General features: G+C 51.0%; 12 protein-coding genes and 1 tRNA gene. 10 read left to right on the top strand and 3 right to left on the bottom strand.

Annotation, left to right across the window (positions count from 1 at the left end; all coding sequences use genetic code 11):
- Positions 1-114 precede the first annotated feature (114 nt).
- Entirely contained in the window at positions 115-972 is an 858-nt protein-coding gene (locus tag V5J35_RS06615; RefSeq protein WP_354010489.1) for a LysR family transcriptional regulator, read from the top strand.
- Between the two features lie 84 nt (positions 973-1,056).
- On the opposite strand, the gene V5J35_RS06610 is transcribed toward V5J35_RS06615, so the two are convergent.
- Positions 1,057-1,272 (bottom strand): DUF397 domain-containing protein, encoded by a 216-nt coding sequence (locus tag V5J35_RS06610; RefSeq protein ID WP_354010488.1) that lies wholly within the window; start codon positions 1,270-1,272, stop codon positions 1,057-1,059.
- A 249-nt stretch (positions 1,273-1,521) separates the two neighbouring features.
- On the opposite strand from V5J35_RS06610, the gene V5J35_RS06605 reads away from it, so the two are divergent.
- The 3 genes from V5J35_RS06605 (at position 1,522) to V5J35_RS06595 (ending at position 3,831) form a co-directional block, all read left to right on the top strand.
- Positions 1,522-1,959: a hypothetical protein gene (locus V5J35_RS06605; RefSeq protein ID WP_354010487.1), complete on the top strand. Its 438-nt coding sequence runs from the start codon at positions 1,522-1,524 to the stop codon at positions 1,957-1,959.
- 2 nt (positions 1,960-1,961) lie between these two features.
- Complete coding sequence (locus tag V5J35_RS06600; protein ID WP_354016294.1) at positions 1,962-3,119, top strand: PQQ-dependent sugar dehydrogenase; 1,158 nt, start codon at positions 1,962-1,964, stop codon at positions 3,117-3,119.
- Between the two features lie 70 nt (positions 3,120-3,189).
- Positions 3,190-3,831 (top strand): hypothetical protein, encoded by a 642-nt coding sequence (locus tag V5J35_RS06595; protein ID WP_354010485.1) that lies wholly within the window; start codon positions 3,190-3,192, stop codon positions 3,829-3,831.
- A gap of 40 nt (positions 3,832-3,871) precedes the next feature.
- Here V5J35_RS06595 and V5J35_RS06590 read toward each other — a convergent pair whose 3' ends face one another.
- Both V5J35_RS06590 and hemA read right to left on the bottom strand, forming a co-directional pair.
- Positions 3,872-5,440 carry a hypothetical protein gene (locus V5J35_RS06590; RefSeq protein WP_354010484.1) on the bottom strand — a complete coding sequence of 523 codons (1,569 nt, stop codon included), beginning with the start codon at positions 5,438-5,440 and terminating at the stop codon, positions 3,872-3,874.
- A 165-nt stretch (positions 5,441-5,605) separates the two neighbouring features.
- Complete coding sequence (gene hemA, locus V5J35_RS06585) at positions 5,606-6,859, bottom strand: glutamyl-tRNA reductase (protein ID WP_354010483.1); 1,254 nt, start codon at positions 6,857-6,859, stop codon at positions 5,606-5,608.
- A gap of 216 nt (positions 6,860-7,075) precedes the next feature.
- Between hemA and V5J35_RS06580 the strand changes: the two genes are divergently transcribed.
- The 6 genes from V5J35_RS06580 (at position 7,076) to V5J35_RS06555 (ending at position 12,484) form a co-directional block, all read left to right on the top strand.
- Positions 7,076-8,881, top strand: a complete 1,806-nt coding sequence (locus tag V5J35_RS06580; protein ID WP_354010482.1) for a tetratricopeptide repeat protein — start codon at positions 7,076-7,078, stop codon at positions 8,879-8,881.
- A 45-nt stretch (positions 8,882-8,926) separates the two neighbouring features.
- Positions 8,927-9,535: a lipoprotein insertase outer membrane protein LolB gene (lolB, locus tag V5J35_RS06575; protein WP_354010481.1), complete on the top strand. Its 609-nt coding sequence runs from the start codon at positions 8,927-8,929 to the stop codon at positions 9,533-9,535.
- Between the two features lie 49 nt (positions 9,536-9,584).
- On the top strand, positions 9,585-10,496 hold the full coding sequence (ispE, locus tag V5J35_RS06570) for a 4-(cytidine 5'-diphospho)-2-C-methyl-D-erythritol kinase (RefSeq protein ID WP_354010480.1): 912 nt from the start codon (positions 9,585-9,587) through the stop codon (positions 10,494-10,496).
- Between the two features lie 52 nt (positions 10,497-10,548).
- Positions 10,549-10,623: transfer RNA gene (locus tag V5J35_RS06565), tRNA-Gln, on the top strand.
- Between the two features lie 105 nt (positions 10,624-10,728).
- Positions 10,729-11,670 (top strand): ribose-phosphate pyrophosphokinase, encoded by a 942-nt coding sequence (locus V5J35_RS06560; RefSeq protein WP_354010479.1) that lies wholly within the window; start codon positions 10,729-10,731, stop codon positions 11,668-11,670.
- A gap of 187 nt (positions 11,671-11,857) precedes the next feature.
- On the top strand, positions 11,858-12,484 hold the full coding sequence (locus V5J35_RS06555) for a 50S ribosomal protein L25/general stress protein Ctc (RefSeq protein ID WP_354010478.1): 627 nt from the start codon (positions 11,858-11,860) through the stop codon (positions 12,482-12,484).
- Positions 12,485-12,567 lie beyond the last annotated feature (83 nt).

Raw genomic sequence — 12,567 nt, 5'->3', positions numbered from 1 at the left:
CTCACTGGAATGAAGCAGACGTTTTTTTACTCACCCTGACACAGGGGTTTACACTTTCCATACCCATTTGACGCTAATCTTGACGATCTTAAATCCAGTTCAGTGGATTGTTCCATGAAGTATGCTTCTATTTCAGCGTTTGTAGCGGTGCATGAAACCGGCTCAATTTCTGCTGCTGCCCGGCGGCTACACAGGTCCCGGTCACAAATCAGTGCCTGGGTGTCGGACCTGGAAGCGGAGTGGGGGCTGGAACTGATGGACCGAACATCCTATCGACCCACATTGACCGAGGACGGAAAGAAACTGCTGCCTTATTGTCGGCAGGTTCTGAGTGACACGGTTAACCTGCACAATGCTGTTGAATCCCTTAAACGGGCGGATGCCAGTCTTGTGGTTGGTTTCGATTTCTTTTTGCCGGTGGCTTACCGGAAAGCGATGGTGGCGCACTTCTGCCATTTTTTTCCAGAACACGAACTGACGATTCGTCAGATGACAACCAGTCAGCTGAATGAATGTCTTGCCAATGCTGAAGTGCATCTGGGGGTGGTCTCAGCTCCTAAAGTACAGAGTTTGAGTAATTTCTCCTCCAAACAGCTGGGCATGTGCGAGTTTGCCTTTTGCTGTAGCTCGGAGCATCCACTGGCAGGGGTTCATGAGGTGACTGACACGGATCTGTTGACTCACAGAGGGATTTTAATTGCAGGTATGAGGGAGTTTTTTGATGCCCGGGCTTATACAGAGGTGCCAGACTATGAAACCGGCCTGTATCTGGTCCGGCAGGGCATTGGCTGGTGTCCTGCTCCCATGAATGACATCAGTGAGGAGATCAGTGAGGGCAGGCTGGTGATCCTGAATTACACGTCTGCGGTAGTCAGTGTTCCGGTGATTGCTTACTGGAGTAACAGTCATGTCCCAACCGGTGTTTGCCAGAAACTTCTCGGGGCTTTGCCTGAACTCTTTGCAGCACTGTAATATGCTGAGAGCGACTCGCTTTAGGTGTCATGGTTCCTAAAAAGTGACGCTGTGATGAGTGCCGGGTAAGCAAGCAACCCAATTTTAGCTAAGGTCGAATTCTCCGTTTTTAACACCCTTGATAAATACACTCCATTCGGATCGGGTAAAAAGTAGTGTCGTTTTATTCGGATCGCTACTGTTTCTTAAGGCAACCTCCTGCTTAGGGCTAATCGCCACAGCTACGCAGGCAACATTAAAACACGGAGGGCATTCCAATGACTTTCTGAAATGGCTATCGTCTTTAAAATAAGAGTTCATGACGTTGTACTCCTTTTAATTCGATATAGCACATTAAAGTCTAGTGAAAACTGTTGGAAAATCTATTAATACAGAAAGTAGCAGAACATCAGAAATAATTGACTGTAGCATCAGATTTATACTGTCGTTTATATGTTTTTGGGATGGACATTTGCAGTTTGCCGCAGTCTAATACTTGTGAAAATGTTGAAGACGACCATGAACAGGCAGCGGTATTTTCGAAGTAAAACAGAATAAAGAAAAAAGCTTATGAAGGAATACCTGTCAGCATGGCTACCGGCAGTGTTGGTGACCTTTGTCGCTGGCAGTATTGCCCATAGCCAGTTTGTAATAGCTGATCTTGAACAGATCGGCATCTCAATTTCTATCACTTCACGTTTTTATACCACCATTGAGGACCTGATCGGTTTGTTGCCGGGGTATGGCACTGTTATTGCCATTGGCTTATTGCCAGCCTTCGGGTTTGCTGGCTGGGTCAGAAGAAAGCTGCAGACAGGTCTGTGGATTTTCCCCCTGGCCGGTTTTGTCACCATGCTCACGATTTTTGCAGCCATGTATCCACTGATGGAGATCAGTTTGATCGCCGGGGCGAGAAGTACCACAGGGCTGGTCTGTCAGTGCCTTGCCGGAGCCCTGGGAGGGGTGGTGTTTGTTGCGATAAAGAAACCGGAAGGAGGAGGTACATGATCATGGGTAAATGGTCAGTTAAATGGATTCTCGTCTACATCATGGCTTTGGTGTATCTGGTTATGATGTCTGCAAATGCCAGTGTCAGCCCGGTGGTGCCGGGTTTGCCTTATCAGGTGTCAACGCTGGCGAGTGGACTTGATGCGCCCTGGTCAATGGTATTTCTGCCGGATCAGGGTTTGGTGGATAATAGATTGCCTGAAAAAAGCCTGCTGGTAACAGAGCGCAGCGGTCAGTTACGACAGATAAAGGCAGGGCAGGTATCAGAGCCCATCAAAGGTGTGCCTGATGTATTTTATCGCGGACAGGGTGGATTGCTGGACATCAAACTACACCCCGATTATGAACAGAATGGCTGGCTCTATCTGAGTTATGCCCATGGCAGCAAGGACGCTAACGCTCTGCGCCTGATGCGTGCCAGGTTGCAGGGTTTAACGCTGATTGAACAACAGGTGTTGTTCACTGTGACGCCCGCTAAAAACACGCCTGTACACTATGCGGGGCGTATAGCCTTTCTGCCGGACAAGACACTTTTGTTGACGACAGGAGATGGCTTTAACTTTCGGGAAAGCGCCCAGAAAAAGTCGAGTCTGCTCGGTAAAATTGTGCGGCTGAACGACGATGGTTCTATTCCGGACAGTAACCCGTTTTTTACAGAGGAAGGGGCGCACCCTGCCATCTGGTCGCTTGGTCACAGAAACCCTCAGGGGCTGGTCTATGATTCCCGCCGGCAGCAGGTGTTTTCTCATGAACATGGCCCTAAAGGGGGGGATGAAATCAATATCATTGAGCCGGGTAAAAACTATGGCTGGCCTGTTATCACTTATGGCAGGGATTACTCCGGTGCCACCATCACACCTTACAAGGAGTATCCGGGAATGGAGCAGCCGTTTGTAGACTGGACGCCGTCTATTGCGCCCTCGTCGCTGCTGGTTTACCGCGGCGCTATGTTTCCAGAGCTGGAGGGTGACCTGCTGGCAACGACTCTGAAATCAAGAGAGTTGCGCCGGGTTAAGATGGAAGGCAGTCAGGTGACAGGACAGGAATCGCTGTTAACTGATCTGGAGCAGCGTTTGCGCCATATTGAAGTGGACAGCGAGGGGGCGATTTATCTGCTGACTGATCAGGGTGATCTTCTTAAAGTGACCAGAAAGCAGTAAGAGTCAGGCAATAAAGGGCTATTCTTAACGTTCGCCTTCAGATGACTTTTTGGAAAGAGGCAGATGTAATGTGTATGAGAATTATGTCACCTTAACCGACAGCAGTAAAATCCATGATACTACCCTGCTCAAGGGCGCTAACCTTATAGACGCCGGTACCAGTTCGCAGAGTATCGGTGCGCAGAAATATTTTTCGGGCTATGTTTTTTCGGCTAGTGTGCAGCCCCCCGAGGTCGTTTTTGAACAGGGCTTGATGTTCACGCCTAGGGTTGGTGGAGCGGATCGGGTGAGTCGTTTGGTTCACGCTTCCTCCGGTTCGGCTCGGTTTCATAAGGGAGGGGCCGGTGTCTCAACCACCATTTGCTCGCACGTGGCTGGCTGGTTTCTTTATGACAGTATTGGCTATGTGTACCTGATTAACGCAAGCTCTTTTAGAGGCTTTGCCGCTCCCGGTGCTCCACAGTCTGCGCTCTACGGTTTTCACAATCACCTGCTCGACAAAGTATGTGACGTAAACTTTACCCACCCGATTTTTAATAATTTTATCGTCGGTGTCGTCTGGCCCAGTAACAGGCAAACGCCGATGGAAGGAGGCTGGTACGGAGGACCACCGTCGACGCTCAAGCTGGCTGTCAACCCGAACTATGAAGAAACCAGCGCTTCTGACTCCATAGAGGCTATCGTCAAACTCTTTAGTGAAGATGAATGGTGATAGCTATTAGAGGCAGAGCTTTCTCCTGTCTTTTTCTGAATCAGCTGTATTCAACTGTTTCTCTGGTTTTTCGTTCTTCAGGCTGCTTTTCCCGAGAGTTTTCTGCTGCTGCTTTCACCGTTTCTATGGCAAGTTGATTGGCAGCTGTTTTTTCTTTGGCTGTTTCAGCCGCCAGCCTCAGTTCCCGTTTCAGGTAGAAACCTGCCAGACAAAGCATAACGCCGGTTACGGAAGCGATCAGTGCCAGAGAGCCAAACCAGACCAGGGCAACAATCCCCACCATTTTCCGGTCAACATCGGTGGGTGACTCCTTGCCAAAAGCGTACATGGCCAGTCGGTAAATCTGGTTCTGGTTAATCATGTGGTTAATTTCAGCCTGAACATTACGCTGGTCGTTTTGCAGTAGAAAAACCTTGTCTTCTATCTCGTTAACCTGAACGGTTATGGCGCCCAGCTCTGCCTGCTTTCCTTCGCTGTATTCAGATAGTTCGCCTTCCTGATTTAGCTTGATTGACAGGAAGTTGGCGCGACTTTGGTCAGCATTGGCCAGCACATCGCTTTGCAGCCGGGCATTAGCATCGTCCTGATCGATAATGGCCTGCTTTCTGTCATCAATGCGTTGGTTGATTTCGTCGATGCGCCCTTCGTACTTACTGTTGGCAAAAGCCAGCTGCTGCTTAAGCTGTTCTTCCATGGTGGCCTGCCTGGTCAGTGCGTCGCCCCCCAGATAGCCGGTAGTTATCTGGTCAATCTGCTGGTTTTTGGCAGCAATCAGCCCCCGGTATTTATTATCAATCGTTGTGCGGGTGAAAAAGTTGGCACCAGCCAGTGCCTGGTTCATCTCCTGTTTCAGAGCTTCCAGTTCCTGCAGCAGGCGCTGGCGTTCATTACGACTGTCTGAAAGATTGCCCAGCAGCAGTTCAGAAAATCGATCTTCGATCTGCTGTCGTTCAGTGTTCCAGTTGTCGTAGTAGCCATCGCGACGCTCCATCAGAGTAAGAACTTCGGCATCCAGGGTTTCCTGATAACCATAATCGATGCCACTGATCACGGCTTCTGTTTCAGCATTGATGCGGTTAACACTGGTACGGTACTGCTCATCGATATCAAGCTGCATGGCGTCCGTTTCCTGGACCAGGTCATCTGCTGTGAACACCTGTACACGCTCCATGCGGCGATTCAGCAATTCAATCTCAGCATCTATGTTTTCAATGTTGTTCTTGCGGGTATCAATGGCGTAATTAAGGTTGGAAAAGTTGCGCTCAAAACCGTTGAGCATGGTTTCAAAAGTGATGAGGCACAGGAAGGCGACAAAGAACAGGAACAGCCCACGCCAGAACACGTTCTTAACTGCCATAAAGGCAAACGTCAGTGGTATTTTGCAAAGTTCAACCACTGCTACCAGGAGGAATGGCAGACCTGCCACCAGTATGGATGCGTTATTGCCCAGCAGACTGGCGGTTTCCTGATTACTGTAGGACTCATTGGCGGAAATGGACACCACGATGGCGATGGTCAGCCCGATAAGAACGGCAATAATTTCGACAGTCCATGCCAGGCCAATTAAAAAGCTGGCATACCGACCTTTGTATTTATCTGAAAATGTCATTGCGGCTGCAACCTTGTTGTTGTTTTTGTGCAGAGGGCGGGGTTCGTTATGTGTTCAGGTATCAGACATGACTTTTACCCTTATGCAAAAGATATTAGGCATACTTTGTCGTTTGTGTAAAGGCGGAGATGGTTAAAATCCGGACGTCGGGCGAAAGGTATGAGCTTATCTTTGCTCAATGCCCAGCAAATCTTCAGCCCATTCTAACCGCTCCTGAAGACCTTCGGACGCTACTTTTTTTAGCTGCACACTGGGAGTATGCATCAGTTTATTGGTCAGTATTCTGGCAAACTGGGTCAGTACCTGTTCCGGTGGTGTGCCGTTACTCAGGGCTGCAATGGCTCTTTCCAGTTCCATATCCCTGATGTTTTCGGTCTGCAGGCGGTATGCTCGCAGTATCGAAACGGCATCCAGCGAACGCAATTGCGCCATAAATTCGTCTGTTCCTGCTTCAACAATATGTTCTGCTTCATGTGCAGCCTCCTGGCGCTGCTGCATATTGTCTTCTATAACGCCCTGCAGATCGTCCACCGTGTAAAGGTATACGTCGGCCAGTTCGCCTACCTCCTCCTCAATGTCTCTCGGTACTGCAATGTCCACCATAAACATAGGGCGATGCTTGCGCTGCTTCAGGGCTCTTTCAACAACACCTTTGCCAAGGACAGGTACCGGGCTGGCGGTTGAAGCAATGATAATGTCTGCTTCCGGCAGTATATGGGGAATATCAGACAGCAGGGCGCTGCGGCCATCAAACTGGTCTGACAGCATGCGGGCGCGACTCATGGTCCGGTTGACCACGATGATGTCACGAAGACCCTGTTGATGGAGGTGTTTGGCAACCAGTTCAATGGTTTCACCGGCACCAATCAGCAGGGCGGTGTTCTGGCTCAGATCCGAGAAAATCTGTCTGGCTAACGTGGTGGCCGCATAGGCGACAGAAACTGGCTGACGACCGATGGCTGTCTCGGTTCGCACCTGTTTGGCTTTGGTGAAGCTGAACTGAAACAGGCGTGACAGACAGGAACCGGCAGTGCCAGCTTCCTGGGCGGTGGCGAAAGCACTTTTCAGTTGTCCCAGAATCTGCGGTTCCCCCAGCACCATGGAATCCAGTCCACAGGCAACGCGCATAATATGGCGAACGGCGTACTCATTTTTGTAGATGTAGCTGTGATCCTGCAGAAGCTGGTGGTCAAGATTATGGTACCGGGTCAGCCAGTCCAGTGCCTGTTGCTGGTTGACCTGATTACCCAGATAAAGCTCGGTGCGATTGCAGGTAGAAAGGATCGCCACTTCCCGGGTGTTCAGGAAACGACAGGCATCGTGCAGTGCTTCAGGCAACTGCTCAGGGGCGAAGGCAACCTGCTCCCTGAGGGAAACGGGGGCGGTTTTATGATTGATTCCGGCTGTTAGGTACCCCATTGGACTCCTGATTCTCGACATGCTGCTTTTATTGATACTGCTATTATTCATCGCTGTCGGGGCGAATTAAGACCTTCAACGTGTATCCTGTGGTCTTTCGGCCGATCAATTCTCCTATGGAACGCCTGCAACTGCAAACTCTGTGTCTATGTACTTCAGGGTATGTCATGATGAGCGGGTGGACATTCATTCCAATCGGGTAAAGGCATACCATTCATGAAGGAACTCAAAAGTTTCTCCTTATTGCTGGCCAGAGTGTCGGTATTCTCTCTGGGCCTGGCTGCTTTGGGGGGATGTGTTGCCACGCAGGGAATTCAGTCCGGACAGGATCCTCAGGAGCCTTTGACTGACAACATTACCATTGAAGTTGAAAAAGAACCGGTTCGTTCATTTGAACCTGAAACGGTTTATGATCTGCTGGTCGCCGAGCTGGGGGGGCAACGCAAACGCTACGATCTTGCACTGGGCAATTACCTTAAACAGGCTCACAAAACCCGGGATGTTGGTGTAGCTGAACGAGCCTATCAGATCAGCATGTTTATTGGTGCCAGACAGGCTTCTCTGGATGCCGCCCTGTTGTGGGCAGAGCTGGCACCTGATGATACCCGCGCTTTGCAGGCCAGTGCCATAGAGCTGGTCAGGGACGGGCAGCTTGATCGTGCGGTTGATCAGATGCGGAAAACCCTGGATCTGCACGGTGAAGCCAATTTTGATTTTCTTGCCTCAAGCGCAACGGAACTGTCTGACGAAGACCGTGACAGCCTGCTGAAAACATTTGATACCATTCTGAAAGAGTATCCGGATCATCGTTCCCTGAAACTGGGTAAAGCGATTTTGCTGCAACAGGCGGGCCGAAACGATGAAGCCATGCAGTTGTGTGATCAGCTGCTCAAACGTTACCCGGAGTACGTTAAGGCGCTGATACTGAAAGGGCGCATTCTCAACAAACTGGGTAGAGGCGACGAGGCTGAAAAGATGTTGGCGGATGCTGTTGAACGTCACCCGGACCGACCCCGGCTGCGGTTGCTGTATGCCAGGGTACTGGTTCACCTGAACAAACTGGATGAAGCCCGTATTCAGTTTGAAGAACTGCTGAAACAGTCCCCCCACGATGTTGAAATCCTGATTTCCCTGGCTTTGATCGCCCTTGAAAACGATATGCTGGACCGGTCCGAGACTTACTTTAAACGGTTGTTAAAACTGGGGCAGCGCAAAGGAACTGCCAATTACTATCTGGGTCGAATCAGTGAAAAGAAAGGAAATTTGAAAGAGGCGGAAACGTACTTTCTGAATGTTCCGCCCGGAAAAGAGTTTATGCGGGCCCAGGTGTCGCTGGTGCAACTGATGTTGTCACAGGGGCGTCTGAAAGATGCCCGAAAGCATCTGGATGAGGCACGTAATCGTTATCCGATACACGCTGTTCAGCTGTATATGCTGGAAACGGAGATACTGACGGGTGCAGGGGAATACAACGAGGCGCTGGGCCTGTTTGATGCCGCAGTGCTTCGTCACCCGGAAAACATAAACCTGCTTTACGCCCGTGCCATGGTGCAGGAAAAGCTGGGCAAGCTGGAGGGGCTGGAAAAAGACCTGCGTGCCATTATCAAGCTGCAGCCTGACAACGCTGCTGCCTTAAATGCCCTGGGTTATACCCTTGCCGATCGCACGGATCGGTATGAAGAAGCCAGGACACTGATTGAGAAAGCTTACTCCATTGATAGTGAAGACCCGGCGATCATGGACAGCATGGGCTGGATTAATTACCGGCTGGGCAATCTTGAAGGGGCGTTGAAGTACCTGAAACAGGCTTATGATAAGTTCCCTGATCATGAGGTGGCTGCTCATCTGGGGGAAGTACTCTGGATGATGGGGCGCAAGGATGAAGCGATAGCCCTGTGGGAGGAGGCTCTGGAGAAAAAACCTGAAAGTGAAATTCTCAGGACTACCAGGGAGCGGCTGGAGAAGGTTGAACCGAAAGGGAACAGTAAAGCTGCTTCTGCCCCGGTGGCTTCCAAGCCCTGACTGGCTGATAATCAGATGTTGTTTAAAGGTGTACCACAATCCGTCATGCGTAATTTGTTTTCTCTGCCTGCACTGCTGCTGATTATTCTGGTCAGCGGCTGTGCCACTACGCCCAAAGAGCCTGAACTGTCATTAGAGCTTCGGCAGACATTATGGGAAACCCGCTATAAGGAACTGCAACAGATGAATCACTGGCAGCTGATGGGCAGACTGGGCCTGCGGGTACCCGATCAGTCGGGCTCCATGTCGGTGGAATGGTTGCAGAACCAGCAGGATTTTACTGTGTATCTGGATGGCCCACTGGGACAATCACTGGCGAAGATCGAAAGTAACGACCATGGCATCATGGTTGAAGCCGATGGCAAGCGTTATCAGGGTCATACACCAGAAGCCCTGTTGTACGACCTGACTGGCTGGCAACTGCCGGTCAGCTACCTGCGGTTCTGGATTCAGGGTGTGCCGGTGCCGGGTATTCAGGAAACGTCCATGCAGCTGGACAATGAGGGACAGTTGTCGCACCTGAAACAGGCTGGCTGGACGATTGAGTATCTGGAATACCAGAGTCAGCCTCCAGTATCTTTGCCGGGGCGGATCAGGGTCGAAAAAGACGATATTCAAATGACACTGGTTGCCAGACGCTGGCAGGTTAAATAATCTCACATTTTTTAAACGGTCATTTTTAAACACTAATTGGTTGCAATTCATGAAGTCTGAACTGGTGTTGCCAGCGCCTGCCAAGCTGAATCTGTTTCTTCATATCACCGGACGCCGGCCGGATGGTTATCATGCCCTGCAAACGCTGTTTCAGTTTCTTGATTATGGCGATGAGCTGGGTTTTACCCTGCAGGATTCACTGGAACTGGAATGTAACCTGCCTGAGCTGGTCAGCGACGACAACCTGATTCTTAAAGCTGCCCGCCTGTTGCAGCAGGAAACCGGTACGCAGCAGGGAGCCCGTATCCGGCTGGACAAGCGGCTGCCGATGGGGGGCGGAGTCGGTGGCGGGAGTTCGGATGCAGCCACGGCACTGCTTGGCCTGAATGTGCTCTGGGGTTTGCAGTTGCCTGAGGAGCGCCTGGCTGAACTGGGGTTGCAGCTGGGGGCTGATGTGCCGGTATTTGTACGCGGTTCGGCGGCGTTTGCCGAAGGGGTGGGTGAGATTCTTACGTCTGCACACCCGCCGGAATGCTGGTATCTGGTTCTGGTGCCGGATTGTCATGTAAATACCGTAAAGATGTACGCCCACAGGGATTTGACAAGAGATACACCGACGATTAAAGTGTGCGCCGCGTTGGAAACGTACGAAGAACAGAGGCGTCAAAATCTGCTGCATAACGATTTTGAGCCATTGGTTCGGCGACTTTATCCTGAAGTTGAAACTTGCATACAGCTGTTGGATAATGCCAGAAATTCGAGCATAGGGCAGGCTATGATGAGCGGATCAGGTGCATGCGTATTTGCGCCGTTTGCCAGTCGCGAACAAGCGGAAGCGGCTATGGCAACGATAGGCTCAGACGTTCAGTCTTTTATTGCCCGTGGCGTGAATACATCTCCGCTACACAGCACGCTGCACAATTTGCAGGCCGCGCATCAGCTCGAAGCATGTACGACATGATTTCCACAGCTACAGTATTCACTGCAAACGAATTTGTAGCCTCCAAAGCTACTGGGGTATCGCCAAGCGGTAAGGCAACGGGTTTTGATCCCGTCATGCGCAGGTTCGAATCCTGCTACCCCAGCCATTTTGCTGAATCTTCTCTTCCTGCTAGTAGCAGTCCTGACTGCTGCGAACATCGCACACAGAAAATCATCCTCCTACACCCACGTCGAGAGCAAGGTACTTACCCGTGTCGAAAATGATGGTGTTTGCCGGCAACTCAAACCCTGAGCTGGTTCACAAGGTTGTTAATCACCTGCACATTCCTTTAGGCAAGGCTTATGTCGGCCGCTTCAGCGACGGCGAGATTGCTGTTGAAATCCAGGAAAATGTGCGAGGCAGGGACGTATTTATTATTCAGTCCACCTGCGCTCCTACCAACGATAACCTGATGGAACTGCTGGTAATGGCCGATGCCATGCGCCGCTCTTCCGCGGTTCGTATCACGGCTGTACTGCCTTACTTCGGTTATGCGCGTCAGGATCGTCGTCCCCGTTCCAGTCGTGTGCCAATCAGTGCCAAGGTCGTAGCTGACATGATTGCCAGCGTGGGTGTCGACCGGGTACTGACTGTAGACCTGCACGCCGACCAGATTCAGGGTTTCTTCGACATCCCTGTTGACAACATCTACGGCTCTCCGATCCTGCTGGACGATATGGAACGCCAGGGTTACGACAACCTGATGGTGGTTTCTCCTGACCACGGTGGCGTTGTTCGCGCCCGTGCTGTTGCCAAGCGCCTGAACACTGAGCTGGCTATCATCGACAAGCGTCGTCCTGAAGCCAACAAGTCTGAAGTGATGAACATCATTGGTGACGTATCTGGCCGAACCTGTGTACTGGTTGACGATATGGTCGATACCGCCGGTACTCTGTGTGCCGCTGCGGCTGCCCTGAAGGAAAAGGGTGCCACCAAGGTTATCGCTTACTGCACGCACCCGGTTCTGTCCGGTCGTGCGCTGGAAAATGTTGCCAACTCCCAGCTGGACGAGCTGGTAGTGACTAACACTATCCCTCTGAGCCCGGCTGCCCAGGCTCTGGGTCGTATCCGTCAGCTGGATATGTCCCCGCTGCTGGCTGAATCTGTTCGCAGAATCAGCAATGCAGAATCCATCAGTGCCATGTTCCAGTAAGGTTACTGGTTTCAGTAAGACAGTTTACTGATACAGGTCTGAAAAAAAGGCGCAGTGATTTCGGTCACTGCGCTTTTTTTTGGTGTGGGTTGCAGGTATGATACGTCGCCTTTATATCAGCCGCAGTTAAACTCCCATAGTCTGGTCGCAAGATTGATGTGGAAGGGCGGCATTCTGGAGAAAGAAAATGTCTGAAGCTATTACTCTGAACGCTGTTGTGCGTAAAGATGTAGGGAAAGGTGCGAGCCGCCGCCTGCGTCACGAAGATAAAGTACCTGCCATCATCTACGGTGGTGAAGCTGAGCCTGTACAGGTTACCCTGGAAGGCAAGGCTATCCGTAAGGCACTGGAAACTGAATCCTTCTACTCCCAGATCGTTAACCTGGACATCGAAGGTACTGCTCAGCAGGTTATCCTGAAAGACGTTCAGCGTCACCCGGCGAAAGAATTCGCTATGCACATGGACTTCCTGCGTGTAGACGCTACTCACGCGGTAACCACTCACGTGCCTCTGCACTTCATCAACGAAGATGCCTGTGTTGGTGTTAAGGCTGGCGGTGCTATCACTCACGCTCGCGTTGAAGTTGAAGTTAAATGTCTGCCTGCTGACCTGCCTGAGTTCATCGAAGTGAACATGGCTGAGGTTGAGCTGGGTGGTCACGTACACCTGTCCGACCTGACTCTGCCAGAAGGCGTTCAGCTGGTTGCTATGCTGCAGGGCGAAGGTCACGATCTGGACGTTGCCAGCGTACAGAAGACCCGCGGTGCTGCTGAAGCTGACGAAGCTTCTGAAGAAGAAGCTGGCGAAGAGTAAGACCCTGTCTTACTGTTTCCAGTAGTAACGGCTCTGGTTGAATCCAGAGCTGTCGAAAACAGCTTTCATTGCTTAAAGTGATG

This window comes from Endozoicomonas sp. NE40 (assembly GCF_040549045.1).
Classification (GTDB): Bacteria; Pseudomonadota; Gammaproteobacteria; order Pseudomonadales; family Endozoicomonadaceae; genus Endozoicomonas_A; species Endozoicomonas_A lisbonensis.
Note: the sequence above shows the minus strand (reverse complement) of the source record. Positions and strands in the feature narration are given on the sequence as shown.